Raw genomic sequence first — 20,520 nt, forward strand, 5'->3', positions numbered from 1 at the left:
CCGGCTGACCGCCTGTCGTTCGGGCGGTCAGCCCGCGGCCCGGTCTGCTAGGAGCCGGCCTTCTCCTCGACGGCCTTCAGCACCGCGGCGTCGTCGATCTTCTGCCAGGGCGACGCGTCCGAGCCCTGCTCGGCGGCCTCGGGGCTGTCGCTCTGGGTCCACCATTTCGCCTCGTACACACGGCCGTCGACCAGGATCCTGTCGCCCCGCTCGTACACGGTCTTCGCATCCCACTCCGGGTACAGCCCCGCCGGTGCGGTGACCGCGGGGACGGGCCGCTCGTCCGGGAGTACCGGCCCGAGCAGCGTCCACGGGGTCTCCTCCGCCTGCAGCACGGGATCGTCGGGCAGGTCGCCCTGCGTCCAGTACTTCGCCGTGTACACGTTGCCGTGCCAAACCACGCGGTCGTCCTCGCGGTACGTGCCGACGTCGGACCAGATGGGGTAGGGGCTCGTCTCCGGGTCGTCCTCGACGAGTGCCTCGGGCGTCTCCTCGACCGCCGGCTCCTCGGCGAGCGTCGCGGCCCGGCCCTCGAAGCCGTCGCCGAGGAGGGGTGCGAACTGGAGCCCCTCCTGGTCGATGCCGCTGCAGGCGTCGGACACCACCGTGACGTCGGCGTAGTTCTCGCTGCACGTGCCGTCGCGGTTCAGGGACCACATGGAGATGCGGCCCACACCGCGCTCGGCGGCGAAGGCGTTGAACGCCTTGGCGTCGTCGAGCGTGAAGACCTCGCCCTTGACGTCGTTCTGCCCGATCATCGGCGTCAGCCCGATCTTCCGCCAGGCGGCCTGCGGCCCGATCTCTATGCCTGCCCGCTCGTAGAGCACCTGCAGCTGGCGGTGCGTGGCATCGGCGGCGTTCTGCGACGCGGCCAGCATGCTCGTGCCCTCGGGCCTGCTGCCCCCGTAGTCCATGGTCATGACGTTCACGCCGGCGAGGTCCACGCCCGCGTCGAGGAACTGCGCGACGGCGGCGGTCCCCTCGGCGGTCAGCCCGGTCGGCGCGACGGGCAGGGTCAGCCACACGTTGAGCGGCGTGTCCGAGTCCGCCCGCTCGGCCTGCAGGGCGGCGAGGGCCTCCGCGCGGCGCTCCCCGGCTGCCGTGTCGGCGAGGTTCTCGCCCTCGATGTCGAGGTCCACGGTGGAGAGCCTGTACCGGTCGACGACCTCCGCGTATGCGTCCTTCAGGTCCTCCGGGTCGGTGCAGGCGGTGGCGAGCTCGTCGTTGAGGAGGCCGCCGAAGGACACGATGACCTCGCCGCCGTCCTGCACCAGCCGTGCGACGCGCCGGTCGAGGTCCAGTGCGGCCTCCGCCTCGTCCAGCCCGTAGAAGGTGCCCCAGGACGGGGCGCACGGCTCGGACTTCGACGCGACGATGAAGGACAGCACCACGCTGCCGCCGGTCGTGGCCGCCGGGTCCTCGAACTCGTAGGACGGTGTCGCTGTGACATCCACGTAGCCCGCGAAGAACGCCCCCGTGCTCTCGGCCACCCGGGCGTCCTCCCAGCGGTTGAAGCCGGTCACGCCGCCCACGGCGAGACCGCCGACCACGACGGACAGGAGCGCGAGGCGAAGGACAGAGAGTTTCCGGCCGGGAAAGCGTGCAGACACATGGACCCCAGGAGAACAGCCTCGAACGAGGCGGGAGGGCGCACCACAGGTGCGCGAGACGCTTGAAGCGTAAAGGATATTTCCGTCGTCGTCACTGTTCTGCCTAACGCTGACGGGCAACGGGCCGATGGTGGAGAGTGACGCTGCGTATCGCGGGGGCGACTCCGTGCGTTGCCCCTTCCGTCCCCTGCCGAGGTAACCATGTCCAGATCCAGCGATGCCACCGAGTCCGCGCCTTCATCGGAAGCGCGCGCCGACGGTGAACCGTCCGGGGCCGGCGCAGCGGCGCTGCCGTCATCGGCCGTCGCCTCCGCCGCCGTCCTCGAGCAGGCAGCCGCCGCAGCTCCCGGGGCCGCGCCGGCACGACGCCGCCAGTGGGGCGCCGAACGGCGCTCGGAGCCGCTGTCGATCGTGCACCCGACGCCGTCGTCGCGGAAGATCGCCCTCGGACGCATCGGGATCGTCGTCACGGTGCTGGCCTGGCTCACGTACATCGTCACGACCATCCTGCGGCAGTTCGCCAACAACCCCGACGTCGGCTTCCGGTTCCAGGCGGAGGCGACGTCGTACCTGATCGTCGTCACGTTCCTGACGTTCTCGGCACTCATGTACCTGCTGGCACGACAGGGCGCGCTGTACCGGTTCCGGGATCACCGGCGCGTGCCCCGCGGCGAACTGGACCGCCACTTCGCGCACCACGAGGAGGGCATCACCGTGCTGGTGCCGTCCTACGCGGAGGAGCCCGCCGTCGTCCGCGCCACCCTGTGGTCCGCGGCGCTGCAGGAGTTCCCGAACATCCGCGTGGTGCTCCTCCTCGACGATCCCCCGCACCCCAAGGACCCCGTGATCCGGCAGCGGCTGGACGCCACGCGGGCGCTGTCCTTCGAGATCGAGTCCGCGCTCCTCGAACCCTCCACCCGTGCGACCGCGGCCCTGGCGGCGTTCGAGGCGACGCTCGCCGGGCGCGACGCCGACGCCCCGCCGTCGCACGACCACCTGCCCCCGCTCATCGCGGCATACGAGGCGGCCGCCGTCTGGCTCGAGGACATGGCCGACAGCGAGTCGGTGGAGGACCACGTGGACGAGTTCTTCGTGGACCTCGTCCTCATGGGCCTCGCCCGCGAACTCCGCCTGACCATGTACGCGCTCGACGCCGCCCTGGTGCAGGGGCAGTGCCCGGAGCCGGACCGTATCCGCGAGCTGTACGTGCGCCTCGTACGGATCTTCAACACGCGGCTCGAGACGTTCGAGCGGAAGGCCTACGCGTCCCTCTCGCACGAGGCGAACAAGGCCATGAACCTCAACGCCTACATCTCGCTCATGGGCCAACGCTGGCGGAAGGAGCAGGTGGCCACGGGCACGGTGCTGCGCCCGCTCGCGGACGGCGAGGGGGCGGAGGACGACGACGTCCTGGACGTCCAGGACTCCACCTACCTGCTCACGCTCGACGCCGACTCCCTGCTGCTGCGCGACTACTGCCTGCGGCTCGTGTACCTGCTCGAATCACCCGGCAACGAGCGGATCGCGGTCACGCAGACCCCGTACTCGTCCTTCCGCGGAGCGCCGACGCGCATCGAGCGGGTGGCGGGCGCGACGACGGACATCCAGCACATCCTGCATCAGGGCATGTCCTACTACGGGTCCACCTTCTGGGTGGGTGCCAACGCCGTCATCCGCAAGCGCGCGGTGGAGGACATCGTCGAGGTCGAGAACGTGGGCGGCTTCGAGATCAAGACCTACATCCAGGACCGCACCGTCATCGAGGACACCGAGTCCAGCGTGGACCTCGGCACCCACGGGTGGACGCTGATGAACTACCCCGAGCGCCTCAGCTACAGCGCCACCCCGCCGGACTTCGGGTCCCTCGTGGTCCAGCGCCGGCGCTGGGCCAACGGCGGGCTGCTGATCCTGCCGAAGCTGTGGAACCAGCTGCGACGACGCCGGCACCTCCGCGAGCAGGTCCTCGTCCGTGAGGTGCTGCTGCGGGTCAACTACATGGCGTCGATCGCGTGGGCGAGCTTCGGGCTGCTGTTCCTCCTCGCCTACCCCTACGACAGCAGGCTCCTGAGCCCCGTCGTGTTCCTCGCCGCCGCCCCGTACTTCCTCGCCATGGGCAGCGACCTCCGCGACTGCGGGCACCGCTTCTCGGACATCTTCCGGATCTACGGCTTCAACCTCGTGCTGCTGCCGGTCAACCTCGCCGGTGTGCTGAAGTCCATCCAGCAGGCGTTCACGGGGGAGAAGATCCCGTTCGTGCGGACGCCCAAGGTCAAGGACCGCACCGCGGCGCCGGGCCTCTACGTGGTGATCCCGTACCTCATCGTGGCGTTCTCGCTGCTCACGCTCGCCCGCGACGTCCTGGAGCAGAACTGGGGCAACGCCGTCTTCGCCGGGCTGAACGCCGTCCTGGCGGCCGGCGCCATCCGCGCGTACATCGGGATCAAGAACTCCCTCGTGGACATGTGGCTCGGCGTCCTGAACTGGCTGTACGTGGCGCCGCGGACCAGGAAGGTCGAGGAGTCGAAGGTGATCCCGAAGACCGCGGCCGAGGCGGACTGGGCGTCCATCCTCTACCACGGCGACCGCCGCCTGAACCGGGACCTGCGCTCGGACACCGACCGCCGCCGTCGGGCCGGGGTGCGGTAGGCCGATCACCGCGCGACCGGCGCGCGCGCCGTCAGCCGCCCACCGGCTGCGGTACGGACTGAGGGAGCACCAGGGCGCCGTCGATACGGCGCGGGATGGTCGAGAAGCCGTCGCGGAGCTCCTCCGGCAGGGCGGACTGCGGCGCATTCTGCCAGGCCAGGGGCCGGAGGAACCGCCGTACGGCCGTGACGCCGACCGAGGTGTGCTGGGAGTTCGTCGAGGGCCACGGGCCGCCGTGGTGCTGGGCCCAGGTCACCCGGACGCCCGTCGGATAGCTGTTGAAGACGATCCGGCCGGCACTCGCCTCCAGGATCGGCGCGAGCCGGGTGATGATGGGCCCTTCGTCGTCCTTGGCGTGCACGGTCGCGGTCAGTGACCGGGGGACCTGGCCGAATGCATCACGGACCTCGTCGACCGTGGAATAGCGGGCGACGACGATCAGCGGGCCGAAGCACTCCTCTGCCAGCTCCCCGGTCAGGGAGGACGCCGTGGTCTCGAGCAGCGTCGGGGCGACCGTGAACCCCTGGGACGGGTCCTCACCGGGCGTGTCCTGTTCGTGCTCCGAACGTCCGGACCCGCCGGCGATCTCGACGGCTCCGGCACCGACCAGACGCTCCGAGATGACACCGAAGGAGTTACGGATGCGGTCGTTCAACAGCACCTGCGGGCGGGCTTCCTGCGTGAGCGCCTTCAGGGACTCCACCAGTGCCTGGCCGGACGCGCTGTCCGGGATGAACGCGATGCCCGGTTTCGTGCAGAGCTGGCCGGCGGAGCCGGTGAAGGAGGCGAACAGGCCGGAGGCGATGGCTTCTCCGCGGGCACGGGCTGCGCCCTCGGTCACGATGATCGGATTGACGCTCGAGAGTTCCCCGAAGAACGGGATGGGATCCGGTCTCGTGTTGATGGCACGCTGCAGGGACTCCGCGGCGAAGAGCGAGCCGGTGAAACTGGCCGCCCGGATCGCCGGATGCACGACGAGCGCGAGCCCGGCCTCCTGGCCGAAGACGGCGTCGAAGGTGCCGTCGGGGGCGTCGACGGCGCGCGCGGCCTCCTGCAGCACCTCGAGCGAGAGCTGCGAGGTCAGCAGGTGGGATCCGTGCGCCTTGATCACCACCGAGGAACCGGCGGCGATGGCGGAAGCGGTGTCGCCGCCCAGTACCGAGAACGCGAACGGGAAGTTGCTCGAGCCGAACACGGCGACTGCCCCGACCGACACGAGCATGCGCCGCACGTCCGGGGCGGGACCCAGGGGAGTCTCGGCGGCATGGTCGATCATCGCTTCGACGTAGCTGCCCTCCCGGACCGCCTCGGCGAACAGCTGGAACTGGAACGCGGAGCGACTGACCTCGCTGTTGAGGCGGACCGTGCCGAGCCCGGTTTCGGCGTCGGCGATCGCGACGAGGCGTCCCCGGGCGTTCTCGACGGATGCAGCCATCGCCTCCAGCAGTGTCGCCCGGAATTCGCGGCCGCGACGCTGGAGTTCTGCCGCCGCTGCTGCGGCGCGTCGTGCCGCAGCGTCGACTCCTTCGGCCGTGGTCGGTTCGAGCGTGGTGGCAGCACTGACACCGGTGCGGGGGTTGGTGGTCGTCAACATGGCGTGTCCTTTTGCAGGTCGGAAGCGATGCGGGAGGGGGGGGTGGCGTCAGGCGCTTTCGCGCGCGACGACCGAGAAGCCGAGGTCGATCTTCGACGTCGCCACAGGCTGGTCCGTCATCCGGGCGAGCAGCAACCGGCCGGCGGTGGTGCCGATCTCGCGGTTGGGTACGGAAACGGTCGTGAGGGTGGGCATCAGGTGCCGGGCGATCTCGAAGTCGCCGAACCCGGTGACGGCGATGTCCTGGGGAACATCGATGCCCCGCCGTGCGCACTCCAGGAGTGCCCCGGCCGCGAACACGTCGCTCGCGAACATCAGCAGGTCGGTTTCGGGGTGCGTGCCCAGTGTCTGGTCGAGCAGCAGGCGGCCGGTCTCGAAGTCGACTTTCGCCGTCCCCGAATCGACGACCCGTATCGGCTCCCCCGGGTACAGTTCACGCACCGCGTCCTCGAAGCTCACACGCCGGGCGACGGCGCGGAAGTCACCGCTCTGGAACGAGCCGGCGAACGTGGGGTGGGCGTATCCCCGCGCGGCGGCGAACTCCACGAGGGAGCGGAGGGCGTCGCTGTTCGAGAATCCAACGAGGCCGTCGATGGGATTGTCGGTCAGGTCCCATGCCTCGACGACCGGGACCTGCGCCTCGCGGAGGAGCGTCTCCGTGAGCCGCGAGTGGTGCGTTCCGACGATGAAGATCCCGTCGGGACGGCGGCCCAGGAAGGCCCTGACGAGTTCCTCCTCGTGGGCGGGCCGGTAGTCGGTGGAGCCGATGAACAACTGGTAGCCGGCAGGGGCGAGGATTTCGTCGAGGCCGTGCAGCGCGTCCGCGAACACCGAGGCCGAGATGGCCGGGATGATGGCGGCGACGGTCATGCTGCGATTGGAGGCCAGATTGCTTGCCGCGAGGTTGGGGACGTAGCCGGTGGCCTCGATGGACCGCCGGACCCGCTGCAGCGTGAACTCCGACACCAGCTCCGGTGAGCGGATCGAGCGTGACACGGTCTGCGGCGACACCCCGGCGTGCTGCGCGACATCCGTGAGTGTCACGGTGTTGGTCGAGCGCCGGGTCTGGCGGGGTCCGATCGGTGTGCCGGTACCGCCGTCGGCCTCACCGTCCCCGGCCTCGGTCCGCGGATCGACCGGCACGACGGCGCCTCCGCGGCTCACAGCAGGTTCCGGCTCGCGAGGTTCCGCATCAGGGAGCCGATCCCGAACTCCCACGGCTCGCACCTCTCGCTTTCCTCGACGTAATTGACCAGACTACCCAGTTCGCGGGAGGAGATCCTAACAACATCGCCCCGCTTGTGCGTGAACCCGCGGTCCTCGACATCGCGGTCCACGATGGGCGCGAACATCGTGCCCAGCATCAGCACGGCGCCGTCGGGATACTGGTGCTGGGGCCCCGTGAGCTGCGCGACGAGATCGACGGGATCACGACTGATCTGGGCCATCTCGGAGGTCGCCTCGAGGTGGAAGCCGTCGCGACCGTCGATCTCCAGGCTCACCCGCATCCGCCGGACGGCGTCCAGATCGAAGGTGTCGTCGAACAATCGGATGAAGGGCCCCAGCGCACAGGACGCATTGTTGTCCTTCGCCTTGGGCAGCAGGAGCGCCGACCGTCCCTCCACATCCCGGAGGTTGACGTCGTTGCCGAGCGTGGTGCCCGCGATGCGCCCCGTCGAGCTGACGATGAGTGCGACCTCGGGTTCGGGGTTGTTCCACAGGGAGGTGGAGAGCACCCCGACCTGCGCAGCCGTGCCGACGGCCGACAGGGTAGGGCCCTTGGTGAAGATCTCCGCATCGGGTCCGATGCCCACCTCGAGGTACTGGCTCCAGAGGCCCTCGTTCACGAGGTAGTTCTTGAGGGCGACTGCGTCCGGGGACCCGGGACGCACGTTGTGGAGGTCCGTACCGATCTCGGCGAGGATGCTCTCGCGCATCCGGGCGGCTGCCTCGATGTCCCCCCGCACGCGCTCCTCTATGACCCGTTCGATCATCGACACCGCGAAGGTGACACCGGCCGCCCGGAGGGTCTGCAGATCGACGGGGGCGAGGAGCCGGGGGGCCGGGGTGTCCTGCAGGCCGGGAAGGGTGTTGGTGTAGATGTCGGTGAAGGCTCCGAGCCTTGTTCCTGCGCCGGCCCGGGCGGCGGAGGCCGGGTCCGGGTGCTCGCAGAGTTCGCTCACGGTCGGGAAGGTGGCGCTCAGATCGAAGACGCCGTCCTCGTGGATGAGCACCGGAGAGGGCCCTCCGGCGGCCGGGTCCCAGACACGTCCGATGAGCGTTCCAGCATAGCCGTCGGCCGGGAGGGCCTGGGCTCCGTCGCCGAGCAGGGCTGGGGCGGGTGCTGGTGCGAGGGTGGAGGCGGTGTGGGAGAGGCTCATGTGATGTCCATTGTTCGATGCTGGAAGGGGGTGCGTCGGGCGGGTCAGCGCCGCCCGAAGATGCCTTGCCGTTTCTCGGCGAAGGCCGTCCGGCCCTCGGTTGCGTCCTCGGTGGCGAAGGCGACCGTCTGGAGGTCCCGTTCGTAGGCCATCGCCTGGTCCTGCGGCATGTTGAACGCCGCGCTGAGGGTTGCCTTGGCCATCTCCGCGGCGATCGGCGGACGAGAGGCGATGGTGGCCGCGAGCTCGGCGGCCCGGCGCAGCAGCGCATCGGGTTCGACCACCTCGGACACGAGTCCCCACGCGAGCGCCTGCTGGGCACTGATCGCATCGCCCGTCATCAGCATCAGGGCCGTGTTGCTCGCGCCGATGGAGTGCGCCAACAGTGTGCTCACGCCGCCGCCGCCGATCCAGCCGAGCTTGATCTCCGGGGCAGCGAAGGACGCCGTGGCGGAGGCGATCCGGATGTCGCAGGCTAGCGCCGTCTCCAGTCCGCCGCCGAAGGCGTAGCCGTTGACCGCTGCGATCACGGGCTTCCGCAGGAGGCGAAGCGCATCGCAGTAGTCCGCCCGGTTACGGAAATCCCACGGAGTGGCGTACTTGTCGAGTTGCCGGATGTCCGATCCGGTGCAGAAGGAGCGCTCGCCGACTCCGGTGAGGACGACGGCGCGGACCTCGTCGCTGGTGTTGGCCCATTCAGCGGCCATCACGAGGGCGTCGGACATGCCCTGCGTCACGGAGTTCAGCTTGTGGGGGCGGTTGAGCGTGATCGTCGCGACGAATCCGGAGTGGTCGACGACGATCTCCTCCGTGTCCAGCTCGAGGGGGGACAGCATGGTCAGATCCTTTCCGTTGTCAGGGGGCGGGCGCGGGAGAATTCAGCACGCAACCGGGTGAGGCCGCTTTCGACGCTCTCCTGCCCGGCGACGACGGCGCGCACGATGGCCGACGCGCTCGTCTGGAAGGCGATGTAACCGGGGAAGCGCGGCCGCACCCAGGAATCCTCGATGGTGGCGAGAGTGGACCGGTAGAAGCCGGCCGACGCCCGGTTGACCTCGTCGTCCAGCCAGGCGCTGCGGGTGGACGGCTGGCCGTCATGCTGCGGGATGAAGCGGCGCTGCGCCTCGGGCGACATCAGCCAGTCGATGTGGTCGATGAGGGCGGGCGTGACGTCCGCGCGGGAGCTGACCGCGAGCCCCGTCCCCCCGAGCGTCGACCCGCGGCGCCCTCCGGGCACGACGGACGGTGCATCCGTGAAACGGAGCGTCGGCGAGGAATAGTTCACATACCCGTACACGAGCGGACAGTAGGCGATCTCGTCGGTGTCCGTCATGCGCTGGAGCAGGGCGATGGGGTTCAGCCCGGCGGCGGCGGCGGGAGCGCGCGAACCGATCACCCGCAGTCGCTCGAGGACACTGTGGCCGACGTCGTCCGGGACGAACCCGGGAAGGCCGGGGCCGTCGCCGTCGGATCCGCCCGCCGGGGCATCGTAGGCGGCGCAGAGGGACGCGAAGGTGAGGAACGCATGCGGGCCGGCCAGCGACAACGCCACCGGCACACGCTCCGAAAGGAGCTCGACGTCGTCCCAGGTGGCCGGTGGTGACGGTACCAGGGCGGGCTTGCGCACCGCGACCTGGGTGGCGGCATCGAGCGGGAGGGCCCACTGGAGCCCGTCGAGGGAATACGACGCGAAGGACGGTCCGACCGATTGGGCGGACCACCGGTCGATGCGTTCGGTGCCCACCACAGCGTCGAGGGGGATGAGCGACCGGTGCTCGAGCGCTTCGCCGAGGTGGGGATGGTCGAGGACGATCAGGTCGTAGTTCCGGGCGAGATCGTCGATGGGATGCGACTCGAAGTCCTCGAGGGAGTGCGCGGACCAGGTCAGGCGGAGGCCGGTGTCACTCCCCTGCGCCGTGCCGGCGGCGGCCACGAGCGCATTCCTCCCCCGGGGGTGGTCCCACGTGATGCCCCGGTAGGAGGTCATGCCGATGTCCGTTCCGGCGCTGCGCTGATGGGCGCCTCGTCGGCCACGACACCGGCCTCGAGCAGCTCCTCGGCCCGCGTGCCCGCGATGCCCAGCTCGGTGAGGATCTCGCGCGTGTGTTCGCCGGCCAGCGGTGCACCCCGGTGGATCCGCGGGGGAGTGGCGGACAGGCGGTACGGGAAGCCCGGCGTCTTCACGAGCCCTTCCGTCGGGTGGTCGTACTCGATGAACGTGCCGTTGTGGGCGATCTGCTCGTCGTCGACGAGGTCCTGGTAGTCGTAGACCGGGCCGGCCCAGATACCGGCGGCGCCGAGGAGTTCGAGCCATTCCCCGCTGGTGCGGGTGATGAGGCGTTCGGCGGTCTTCCTGAAGATCTCGTCACGACTGGTCCAGCTGTCGGTCTCGGAATCCATGCCGAGGAAGGATGGCTCACCGATGACGTCCCCGAGGACATGGAGGTCGGGCATCGCCAGGGCGATGAAGCCGTCCGCGGTCGAGAAGGTGCCGTACGGTGCACGGATGTAGACGTGCGCATGAGGCTCCGTGCCCCGCGTCTGGGCGACCTTGCCGACGGTGAACACCGACAGCTCCTGCATCTGCAGGGTGGTGATGGCGTCGAGCATGTTGACCGAGACGAGCTGGCCCTCGCCGGTGCGCTCGCGGTGGAACAGCGCGGCGAGGACCCCCTCGAACGCGGTCGAGGCCGTCACGGCGTCGACGAGGTACTGGCCCGCTGCTGCCGGGGGCTCTCCGTGGCTGCCCGAGGAGAGCATCGCACCGCTCATCGCCTGGAGCAGCAGATCCTGCCCGGGACGGTTGCGGTACGGCCCGTCCTCCCCGTAGCCGGAGATCGAGACGTAGATGATCCCCGGGTTGATGGCCCTGATCGTCTCGTAGTCGACGCCGAGCCTGGTGGCGACGCCGGGGCGGTAGTTCTGGAGGAACACGTCGGCGGTCTTCACGAGGTCGTAGGTGATCTCCCTGCCCTCGGCCGACTTGAGGTCGACGGCGATGGAACGCTTGTTCCGGTTGAGCGACAGGAAGGACACGTTGATGCGGTTGCCCGTCGCCCCGCCTGCCGCAGCGTGGCGCTGCCACTCTCCAGCAGTCGGCTCGACCTTGATCACGTCGGCGCCGAGGTCGCCGAGGCGTTGTGCGGCGAACGGCCCCGCCATCGCGATCGAGCAGTCGAGCACCCGGATGCCCGAGAGTACTTCGGGGGCTTCCTTGGCGGTTGGGTTCCTCATGATGGTTCCTCGTTCTCCTCAGCTCAGCATCCGTCGGCGGACGGGACGTGGCATGGCGTGTGTGGGTGGTGTGATGCGCCGGCCGGGATCCGGCCCTACTCGGGCTGGTCCCCGGCCGCCCGGATGGAACGGCGCACCGTGTCGGTGGCCTCCGTGCCCTCGAGGACGCGGATGGTGGTGCGGTACTCGCGCGTATCACCGTGCTCGAGCCAGATCATGGAACCGTCGTCCCGGGCTGCGGCGTCCCCTGCCACATGGTGCGTCGAGGGCTCGAGGCCGATGGCGTACTGCCCGCTCCGCAGGTTCTGCCACTCGAAGAAGTGCGGCATGCCCGCTGCGTCCCAGGACACCTCGACGCCGAGACGGCTGTCGGCGGAGAGCAGCGCGACCCGGTGGCGGCCTTCCGCGTCCGCCACGAGCTCGTGCTCGAAGACCTGTTCGATGAAGCCCTTCTGCGGCTGCGGCAGCTTCCGGTAGGAGACCCCCTGGGCAGCGACGGAGTCGGACGCCCACAGGGTGGAATCGATGGAGGCGACGAACTCGGTGCCCTCGTCGACCAGCGGCCAGCCGAAGTTCAGGTGGTAGAGGAACATGTGCGGTGTCCGCTCGAAGCCGAGATTGTCCACCACGTCGTGCAGGCGGATCTCCCGGCCGTCGAAGTCCAGCTCGATGCTGCGTGTCAGGCGCAGGTGCTCACCGAACGAGGTGGCCTGGACGACTTCGCCGACGACCCTCAGGACGGAGGACCCGTCCCCGTCGACGATCTCGCGCGCCTCGAGCAGGCGGGCCGGGATGGCGGTGAGGCGGCCGTGCAGACCATGGGACACCGACTGCTTCGGCGGATAGGCATAGCCCGTCGCCTCCACCTCACCCCCGAAGAGGGTATGGTCCAGGCCTCCGCTCACCAGCAGCCCGTCGAGCGCCCGGAGCCAGGAGAGGCCCCCCTCGTCGTTGTGCTCGTGGAGGCCGGGGTGCCGGAAGCCGTTGCCGGAGCGCCAGCCGAGGGGCATTCCGCGGTACCTGACCGAGCCCAGGTCGAACGCGCGGTCCACCAGCACCTCGACCTCGAGGCCCGCAGCGGTGCGCAGGTCGATGGCCCGCACCCCGCGTTCGAGTCCGTTGTCCAGCACGACCTGGCGGATGCCCGCCACGGCCGAGAGGTCGCCTGTGCGTGTCGCGAGCTCTGCACGCGTCAGTTCCGAACCGAAGATCTTCATCGGGGCATCCTCATTCCATGATCCATCCGCCGTCGACATTGATGGTCTGCCCCGTCACGAACGATGCGTCAGGGCCGACCAGGAAGGAGATCACCGCGGCGAGTTCGGCGTCCGTGCCGCGGCGCTTGAGCGCCTGGTGCGCGAGGACGTGCGCGCCGTATTCCGCCGCATCGCCCTGGATCGCCTCCGCTTTCGTGGGGAAGGCGCCGGGCGAGACGGCGTTCACGCGGACACCGGACTCGCCCAGTTCCCTCGCCAGGGCGCGGGTCAGCGACACGGCTGCACCTTTCGTGGACACGTAACTGGCGAGGTTCGACCAGCCACCGTGCCACGTGATCGATCCGACGTTGACGATCGCACCCGAGCGGCGTGCCACCATGCCCCGGGCGGCCACCTGCGCCGCGTAGAAGTAGGCGCGCTGGTTGACCGCCACCACGTCGTCGTACTCGGACAGCGGGATGTCGAGAAACGGCGTGCTGGGGTAGATCGCGGCGTTGTTGACGAGGGCTTCGATCGGGCCGAACTCCTCGTTCGTCGAGGTGATGGCGATCTCGATCGCATCAGCCTCCCGGAGGTCGACGTCGAGGATGCGCGTCGGTACCGACAGCGCCTCGAGCTGGGCGGCGGTCTCCTCCAGTTCTGCGCCCTTGCGTCCGAGGACCCCGAGGGCGAAGCCGTCCGCCCCCAGCCGGAGCGCCGTGGCGCGACCCAACGCTCCTCCGGCACCCGTGACCACCGCAACCCGTTGGTGCAGCACGCCGTCTCCCGCCATGGTCAGATCCCGTATTTCTTCAGGGTCTCCACGATGAACTGCTTCGCGCGGGGTACGTCGGACTCGTCCAGGTGCTCGATGATGAGCGGCACGTTCGGATTGCGCTCGGCGAGCCGCTGGAGATAGAGGTCGTAGTTCAGGGAGCCGAGGCCTGCCGCCGGCAGCTCGATGTCTCCCACCCCACGGAAGGTGTGCGAGGCAAGCGCGTTCTCGTCGCCGATGTCCGCGTGCTTCTCGCTCTTGTCCTCGCCGGAACGCTTGACGTCCTTCGCATGGGCGACCCGCACCCGGTCACCCAGGGTGTCGAACACCTCGTTCAGCACCACGTCCATGTCGTCGATGTTGTTGCCGTCGAAGTAGTTCGTCGGGTCCATGAGGAGCTCGAGGCCGGGTGTGCGGATGTCGTTGAAGACACGGACCGTCTCGCGGACGGAGCCGATGACGTTGTTCACGTAGGTCTCCAGGAGGAAGGTGGCTCCGTGGTCGTAGGCGGTCTGCGCAAGCTCCGTCAGGACGCTGCGCACCTGCTCGTAGCCCTCCTCGGTGCGGTTGTGCGGGTGGTGGTCCCATTCGCTGTCCGGGTTGAAGGTGCCGGATTCACTGATGACGTAGGGGGTGCCGAAGGAGCGTGCGTTCCGGAGGATCTCCTTCAGGTACTCGACGTTCGCCTTCCGGTGCTCCGGGTCGGGGTGGACGATGTTCGTGTAGCCGGAGATCGCGCAGATCGGCAGGTCGTTGTCGCGGAACGTGTCGCTGACCCGCTTCGCCTTCTCCTTGGTGATCTGGCCGGCGGAGAGGTCCAGGTCCTTGAAGTGCAGGTCGAGCTGCACGGTGTTGAAGCCGAGGTCGCGGATGGTCTTCGCTGTGGTGTCGAGCTCGTAGGGGAAGTACCCGCTGAAAATACCTACCTGGATCATGGCGTCATTGCTCCTTGTGATCGAAATGGAAGTGGAACCGGAAAGGGGAACTGGAAAGGGGACTGGACGATCGGCGGGAGGAACGGCGAAAGGGGTCGCTGCGATTCCTCCCGGTGGTCAGAGATCGAACTCGCTGAGGAGGACGGGCCGGCGCTCGGCGATCGACCGGTAGCCCGCTTCGATCAGGGCCATGGTCCTGACGTTGTCGGCGACCGAGAGCTCGGGCGGCGTGGCCGTGTGCACCGCGTACTGCACCTGCTCCATGACACCGATGAAGGCGTGGGGGAACCAGTGGGTGTCCCAGGTCGGGGTCACCCACTGTCCGCCGGTCGTCAGGGCGGACGCGTAGGTGAGCGTCGAGGGCTTCCCTGTCGGCCAGCCGATGGTGCCCTGGGCGACGCCACGCGTCCCCTCGACCCGCCATTTGATGTAGATGTCTGAGTCGAAGCCTCTTCCCGGGGCCCGCTCCAGACGTCCTCCATCGATACGGCGAGTACGTTGTGCGGGAACCGCAGCGTGGACACCACGATGCCGTCCTCGTGGTCGAACGCGGTGCGGGGGTCCTCGCGGGCGACGGTCATGATCTCGGTGGGCTCCCCGAACAGGAAGCGCAGGGCGTCCAGGTGGTGCACGCTCATGTTCGCGAGGGTCAGGCGGTCGTAACCCTCGAGGAAACCCTGCCAGTGCGGGATGGCCCGCATCTCGATGGTGGCAAGGACCGGAGCGCCGAGGTCACCTCGATCGAGGAGCTGGCGGAGCACCCGGATGGACTGGTCGTAGCGCATGTTCTGGTTGACCGAGAGGATCTTCCCGGCAGCGGCCGCCTCGTCACGGAGGGCGATCGCCTCACCGAGCTCGAGTGCCAGGGGCTTCTGGGCGAGGATCGCCCGGATGTGCGGGGCCTCGAGGGCCCGCCGGATCAGGGCGGGCTGGAGGTCGGGTGGGTAGGCGATGTCGAGGACCTGCACGGACCCGTCGTCGATCAGGTCCTCCGGAGTGGCGTGCACCGTAGCGATGCCGTACTGCTCCGCGACGGCCCGTGCCTTCGCCTCGGTGCGCGAGGCGATGGCGACGACGGGGAAGCCGGCCTGGCGGTAGGCCTCGAGGTGCACATCCGCCATGATCATGCCGGCACCGATGCAGCCGATCCGATAATCGCGGCAACGGATCTCGACATCGGGGAACAACTCGGACTGCTCTGCCGCCATGGTTGTGCTGCTCATGCGAACTCCAATCGCGTCATTGCGATGACTTGTCTCAGTCCTGGCATGGTGCGGAAGCTGGTTTTCCTCACCCTACCAAAACTTTATGATAGCGCTACTGGCAGCGCTATCATCTGTACGGTAATGTCCCTCAATACATCCGTCAACCAGCATTCCCCGACCTGCATCCCTTGCACTCCGGGAAGGGTGTTGACACTGTGAACGGCCGGATTTCAAAGGAGAAATCATGAGTAGATTCCAGCGTCCCTCACTGCCCGGCGCCGTCGTCATGGGCGCGGCAGCCTCCCTCGTCGTCCTGCTCGCAGGGTGCGCGAGTGCACCTGCCAACTCCAGTGATGCCCCCGCAGGAGGCGGGGACGAGAAATTCGTCATCGGTTTCGAACAGCCCCTGGGCGGGCAGGCCTGGCGGGAGATGGGGCTGGCGTCGCTCCAGGCCCTCGCGAATTCCCCCGAGTACAAGGACAAGGTGGAGCTCAAGATCGTCCGCACCAACGACAATGACGCCGCGCAGCAGAACGCGGCGATGCAGAACCTCATCGCCGACGGGGTGGACCTGATCCTCTTCGACCCCGCGTCCTCGAGCGGTGCGGACGCAGCCATCACCCAGGCCTCGACCCAGGGGATCCCGGTGATCGCCAACGGCGGCCCGTACGACAGCGAGGACGTGTACGTCGTCTCCACCGACTGGGCCACTGCCGGCTCCACAGGAGCGGAGTGGCTCCTGGAGAACCTCGGCGAGAACAAGAACGTGGCGGTGCTCGAAGGCCTTGCGGGCGTCCCCCTGAACGAGGGCTCGATGCCGGGCGTCACCGAGACCCTCGAGAAGGGTGGAGCAACCATCGTCGCCCAGGACACCAACGGCTGGAACGAGGCCACCGCGCAGGAGGCCATGTCGAACATCCTCCGGTCCAACCCGGATGTCGGCGGTGTCTACTCCTTCCTGACCGGCGGTCAGGGTGTGCCCGAAGCCTTCGCCTCGGCGGGCCTGCCATTCGTCCCCGTGGTCGGCGGTTCCGGTTACAACGGGGAGGCCTGCGCGCTCGTCAAGTACGACGGCGAAGGACTCACCGGAGACATGGTCTTCGGCCAGCCGGCAATCTACGCGAAAGGCCTCGAGCAGGCCGTGAAGCTCCTCGAAGGCGAGGAGATCGAGAAGCAACAGTATTTCCCACCCCTGGAGATCACCAACGACAACGCCAAGGACTACTGCCTCGATGACAAGCCGAGCAACTTCCAGCTCGGCTACGACTTCCCGGGCCTCGACCTGCCGCTCGAGGACGTCATGAAGTACTACTCGGGATCCTAGGAGAGTCGCAGTGACTGATGCACGAATGGACGCCGCTGCTCCAGCGGCGGCGCCCGAACATCCTGGTGCGCCGGACGGCCACCCGTCGCCGGTGGAGGCACTGCTCGTCGCGACCGACCTCGTCAAGAGCTACGGGCCGGTGCAGGCGGTGCAGGGCGTGAGCTTCCAGTGCAACCCGGGGGAGGTGCTTGCGCTCGTCGGCGAGAACGGAGCAGGCAAGAGCACCGTGGCCAAGATGCTCGCCGGTGCCGTGACTCCGACCTCGGGCAGCATCGTCGTCAGTGGCCGGCCCCTCGCATCCGGCAGCGTCCGGCAGTCGAGGCAGTCCGGAGTCCGGTGCGCCTTCCAGGAACTCGCCCTGGTGCCCGACTGGACCGTCGCCGAGAACCTCGGCCTCCCGGACGGTGCTCCCTACCGCGGGTTCTCGCAGAAGAAGTCGGTGGTCGCGGCCGCCGAACTCCTGGAGACCTTCGACCTCCCCCACATCGATCCGCGGGCGACGGTGGGAACCCTGTCGCTCGCGGACCGGCAGCTGGTGGAGATCGCCCGGGCGCTCGCGGGGCGGCCGAAACTGCTGATCCTCGACGAGGCATCATCCGCCCTCACCCCGCCGGGGGTCGCCTGGCTCTTCCAGCGCATCCGGGACCTCACCGCCGAGGGCGGCAGCGTCATCTACGTCTCGCACCGCCTGGGCGAGATCGCCGAGATCGCCGACCGTGGAGCAGTCCTCCGCGACGGGAAGGTCGCCGGGGAGTTCGTCCGCGGCAGCTGGACGGACGACCAGCTCATCTCGCTGATGGCAGGCCGCGAGGCCGCACGGTTCTTCCCCGACCCGCCGGCCCGTACGACGGATGCGACCGCGCTGTCCGTGACCGGCCTCCGGTCCGAGGGGGTGCACGGCATCGACCTCTCCCTGGGAGCCGGCGAGATCCTCGGGATCGGCGGCCTGCAGGGCCATGGGCAGGCGGAACTGCTGCGGGCGCTGTTCGGGGCTGCCCCGGCGACCGCCGATTCCTGGGTGATCGCCGGCCGCTCCGTGTCGGGCACGACACCTGTGCGATCGGTGCGGCACGGCGTCGGCTACGTTCCGGAGGACCGGAAGCGTGAGGGCCTGGCACTGGAGATGACCGTCGGGGAGAACCTCCTGGTCCCCTGGTTCAAGGCCTACCAGCTCGGCGGACGGCCACGGGTGGCCCGGGAGCGGGGGTGGATCGACGGCATCCTCGCAGCGCTGTCGGTCCGTACCCGCGGCCCGAACGAACTCTCGGGCGCGCTGTCGGGCGGCAATCAGCAGAAGCTCGTGTTCGGCAGATGGATGAACCGGGCCCGCACCGTCGTCCTGCTGCATGATCCGACCCGCGGCATCGACGTGCGGGCGAAGCAGGAACTGTACGAGGCGATCGTGGACCTGGCGAAACAGGGCGTAGGCATCGTGTGGTTCTCGACCGAAGTGGAGGAACTCGTGCACGTATGCCATCGGGTCGTCGTCCTGTACCAGGGCACTGTCATCGATGAACTGACAGGCACGCGACTCACCGGGGATGCCGTCGTCGGCGCCTCCATGGGACTGAGGGCAGCCGCATGAGCGTCGCCGCACCGGCCCGGATCCTGCGTTCCGCCCGGATACCGCGTTCCGCCGGGATCACCCGGCTGCGCCGCGAGGGAGCTATCGCGCCGATCACCGCGTTCGTCGTGTTCTTCCTCGTCTACGTCATCATCAACCCGGAGCTCCTCACCCGTTTCCAGCTGCAGACCGCCGCGAACCTCGTGGTTCCCCTGGCACTGGTCGCGCTGGGACAGCTCCTCATCGTGCTGGTCGGCGGCATCGACATCTCCATCGGCGCCATCATGAGCCTCTGCAACGTCGTGTTCGCGACGCAGCTCGAGATCGTCCCGGTGCCCGTCGCCATCCTCCTGGCGGTCGGCGTCGGACTCGCCTGCGGACTGTTCAACGGGCTTCTGGTCGCCTACGGCGGGCTGCCGGCCATCGCCGTGACGCTGGCAAGTGCGTTCATCTTCGGATCCATCGCCCGCGAAGTGCTCGACCGGCCCGGCGGAGGGATCACTAAGGCGATCTACCTCGCCACGAGCGGTGAACTGCTGCCCTACCTCCCCGTCTCGCTGGTGTGGCTGTCCGTCGTCGCCGTGCTCCTGTGGCTCCTGCTGCAGCGCACCGCGCTCGGCCGCCACATCTACGGCGTCGGATCGAACATGGAGAGCGTGAGGGCCGCCGGCCTCAACGCGCGACTCACCAAGTTGCTCGCGTTCGGCCTCTCGGGAATGATCACGTCCGTCGGGGCCATGATGCTCGCCGCCTCCACGGTCACAGGGGACCCCAGGAGCGGGGACGCGTACCTCCTGAGCTCGATCGCCGCCGTCGCGCTCGCCGGCGCCGCCTTCACCGGCGGACGGGGCAGCATCATCGGCACCGTCCTCGCCGCCTGCACGCTCGGACTGATCGGCAACCTCCTCTTCTTCGCCGGCATCAACTCCTACTGGCAGTACGTCATCAGCGCCCTCATCATCTTCGTCGTCGTCGGACTGCCGGTGGTCTGGGGCAGAATCACCTTCGCCCTGAAAGGACGCCGGTCATGACCAGCAGCACCGTACCCGCCAGCCAGTCCCCGGCCGGTGCACCGAGCGGGAAGCCATTGGGTTCCGCATCCGTCCGGCAGTTGGGATCGCGCATCCCCCGCAGCACCTGGCCCCTGATCGCCTTCGTGGTGCTGTTCGTGATCGGCGGTCTCATCCGACCGAACCTCATCACGATCGATTCCCTTGTCGGGACCGCGACGTTCGCGATCATCCTCGCGATCGCCTCCTTCGGTCAGACGATCGCCGTCATCCAGGCGGGAATCGATCTCTCGGTCCCGAACACGATCGCCTTCTCCGCCCTCGCGTTCCTCGGGCTCGTCGCTCCGTTCGGTCCCGTCGGCGCCTTCGCGGCGGCACTCCTGACGGGGGCCGTGATCGGTCTCCTCAACGGGGTGGTCATCTCGAAACTCGGGCTCACCCCGATCGTGACGACCATCGCCATGAACGGCCTGCTGTTCGGCGCCATTCTCCTCGTGTTCAACTTCTCCGAACTCACCGCGATCCCGGAATCACTCCTCGCCATCACGTCGGCGAAGATCTCCCTGCTCGGCGTGGAGACGGCCGCAGTGCTTCCGCTGGGACTGGTGCTCATGGGGGTCCTGCAGTTGGTGCTGAGCTTCACCGGGTGGGGACGTTCGCTCTTCGTCGTCGGCTCAGCGGCCGAGGTCGCGCGGCTCGGGGGTCTTCCCGTGGACCGCATCCGGATCGGCGGCTATGTGCTGAGCGGCGTCCTGGCGGCATTCGCCGGCGTGGTCATCGTGGGCTACTACCAGCAGGCCTCGGCCACGATGGGGGCGAGCTATCTGCTCTCCTCCGTCGCGGCCGTCGTCGTCGGCGGGGCCTCGATCTTCGGCGGCCGAGGGTCGGTCGTCGGAACCGTGGGAGGCGCGCTGGTGCTCGCGCAGGTCTCCACCCTCGTGGCCGTGCTGAACCTCGGAGCCAACATCCAGCAGCTCATCTACGGGGTCATCATCCTGCTCGTCATCTCCCTGTACGGCCGGCGGAATTCTGCCTGAGCGTGAGTG

General features: G+C 68.6%; 17 protein-coding genes. 5 read left to right on the forward strand and 12 right to left on the reverse strand.

The window, feature by feature from the left end; translation table 11 throughout:
• Positions 1-47: 47 nt before the first annotated feature.
• On the reverse strand, positions 48-1,610 hold the full coding sequence (locus tag QFZ50_RS16685; RefSeq protein WP_307086043.1) for a chitinase: 1,563 nt from the start codon (positions 1,608-1,610) through the stop codon (positions 48-50).
• Positions 1,611-1,811: 201 nt separating this feature from the next.
• Between QFZ50_RS16685 and QFZ50_RS16690 the strand changes: the two genes are divergently transcribed.
• Positions 1,812-4,256, forward strand: a complete 2,445-nt coding sequence (locus QFZ50_RS16690; RefSeq protein WP_307086044.1) for a glycosyltransferase family 2 protein — start codon at positions 1,812-1,814, stop codon at positions 4,254-4,256.
• A 31-nt stretch (positions 4,257-4,287) separates the two neighbouring features.
• Here QFZ50_RS16690 and QFZ50_RS16695 read toward each other — a convergent pair whose 3' ends face one another.
• The 11 genes from QFZ50_RS16695 to QFZ50_RS16745 form a co-directional block, all read right to left on the reverse strand.
• Complete coding sequence (locus QFZ50_RS16695; RefSeq protein WP_307086046.1) at positions 4,288-5,850, reverse strand: aldehyde dehydrogenase family protein; 1,563 nt, start codon at positions 5,848-5,850, stop codon at positions 4,288-4,290.
• Positions 5,851-5,898: 48 nt separating this feature from the next.
• Positions 5,899-7,014, reverse strand: a complete 1,116-nt coding sequence (locus tag QFZ50_RS16700; RefSeq protein ID WP_307086048.1) for a LacI family DNA-binding transcriptional regulator — start codon at positions 7,012-7,014, stop codon at positions 5,899-5,901.
• A complete protein-coding gene (locus tag QFZ50_RS16705; protein ID WP_307086050.1) occupies positions 7,011-8,231 on the reverse strand; it encodes a fumarylacetoacetate hydrolase family protein in 1,221 nt (406 codons plus the stop codon). The genes QFZ50_RS16700 and QFZ50_RS16705 overlap by 4 nt, the downstream gene beginning before the upstream one ends.
• Positions 8,232-8,275: 44 nt before the next feature.
• Positions 8,276-9,067, reverse strand: a complete 792-nt coding sequence (locus tag QFZ50_RS16710) for an enoyl-CoA hydratase/isomerase family protein (RefSeq protein ID WP_307086052.1) — start codon at positions 9,065-9,067, stop codon at positions 8,276-8,278.
• Positions 9,068-9,069: 2 nt separating this feature from the next.
• Positions 9,070-10,218, reverse strand: a complete 1,149-nt coding sequence (locus tag QFZ50_RS16715) for an ABC transporter substrate-binding protein (RefSeq protein WP_307086054.1) — start codon at positions 10,216-10,218, stop codon at positions 9,070-9,072.
• Complete coding sequence (locus QFZ50_RS16720; protein ID WP_307086057.1) at positions 10,215-11,465, reverse strand: CaiB/BaiF CoA transferase family protein; 1,251 nt, start codon at positions 11,463-11,465, stop codon at positions 10,215-10,217. Before QFZ50_RS16720 ends, QFZ50_RS16715 begins: the two co-directional genes overlap by 4 nt.
• A 95-nt stretch (positions 11,466-11,560) precedes the next feature.
• Positions 11,561-12,682, reverse strand: a complete 1,122-nt coding sequence (locus tag QFZ50_RS16725; RefSeq protein ID WP_307086058.1) for an aldose 1-epimerase family protein — start codon at positions 12,680-12,682, stop codon at positions 11,561-11,563.
• A 10-nt stretch (positions 12,683-12,692) separates the two neighbouring features.
• Entirely contained in the window at positions 12,693-13,454 is a 762-nt protein-coding gene (locus QFZ50_RS16730) for an SDR family NAD(P)-dependent oxidoreductase (protein ID WP_307086061.1), read from the reverse strand.
• Positions 13,455-13,456: 2 nt separating this feature from the next.
• Positions 13,457-14,371 (reverse strand): sugar phosphate isomerase/epimerase family protein, encoded by a 915-nt coding sequence (locus QFZ50_RS16735; RefSeq protein WP_307086062.1) that lies wholly within the window; start codon positions 14,369-14,371, stop codon positions 13,457-13,459.
• Between the two features lie 117 nt (positions 14,372-14,488).
• A complete protein-coding gene (locus QFZ50_RS16740) occupies positions 14,489-14,686 on the reverse strand; it encodes a hypothetical protein (RefSeq protein ID WP_307086064.1) in 198 nt (65 codons plus the stop codon).
• A 17-nt stretch (positions 14,687-14,703) separates the two neighbouring features.
• Positions 14,704-15,594, reverse strand: coding sequence for a Gfo/Idh/MocA family protein (locus QFZ50_RS16745; protein ID WP_307086065.1), 891 nt, complete (start codon positions 15,592-15,594; stop codon positions 14,704-14,706).
• Between the two features lie 226 nt (positions 15,595-15,820).
• Here QFZ50_RS16745 and QFZ50_RS16750 point away from each other — a divergent pair, with 226 nt between their 5' ends.
• The 4 genes from QFZ50_RS16750 to QFZ50_RS16765 are packed head-to-tail and all read left to right on the forward strand — an operon-like array spanning position 15,821 to position 20,511.
• Positions 15,821-16,900 (forward strand): ABC transporter substrate-binding protein, encoded by a 1,080-nt coding sequence (locus QFZ50_RS16750; protein ID WP_307086067.1) that lies wholly within the window; start codon positions 15,821-15,823, stop codon positions 16,898-16,900.
• 10 nt (positions 16,901-16,910) lie between these two features.
• The gene (locus tag QFZ50_RS16755) at positions 16,911-18,485 is read left to right on the forward strand and encodes a sugar ABC transporter ATP-binding protein (RefSeq protein ID WP_307086068.1); all 1,575 of its coding nucleotides are present in this window, start codon (positions 16,911-16,913) and stop codon (positions 18,483-18,485) included.
• Positions 18,482-19,495: an ABC transporter permease gene (locus QFZ50_RS16760; RefSeq protein WP_307086070.1), complete on the forward strand. Its 1,014-nt coding sequence runs from the start codon at positions 18,482-18,484 to the stop codon at positions 19,493-19,495. Before QFZ50_RS16755 ends, QFZ50_RS16760 begins: the two co-directional genes overlap by 4 nt.
• Entirely contained in the window at positions 19,492-20,511 is a 1,020-nt protein-coding gene (locus tag QFZ50_RS16765) for an ABC transporter permease (protein WP_307086072.1), read from the forward strand. The genes QFZ50_RS16760 and QFZ50_RS16765 overlap by 4 nt, the downstream gene beginning before the upstream one ends.
• The last annotated feature ends 9 nt before the right edge of the window (positions 20,512-20,520 follow it).

Source organism: Arthrobacter agilis, from assembly GCF_030816075.1.
Classification (GTDB): domain Bacteria; phylum Actinomycetota; class Actinomycetes; order Actinomycetales; family Micrococcaceae; genus Arthrobacter_D; species Arthrobacter_D agilis_E.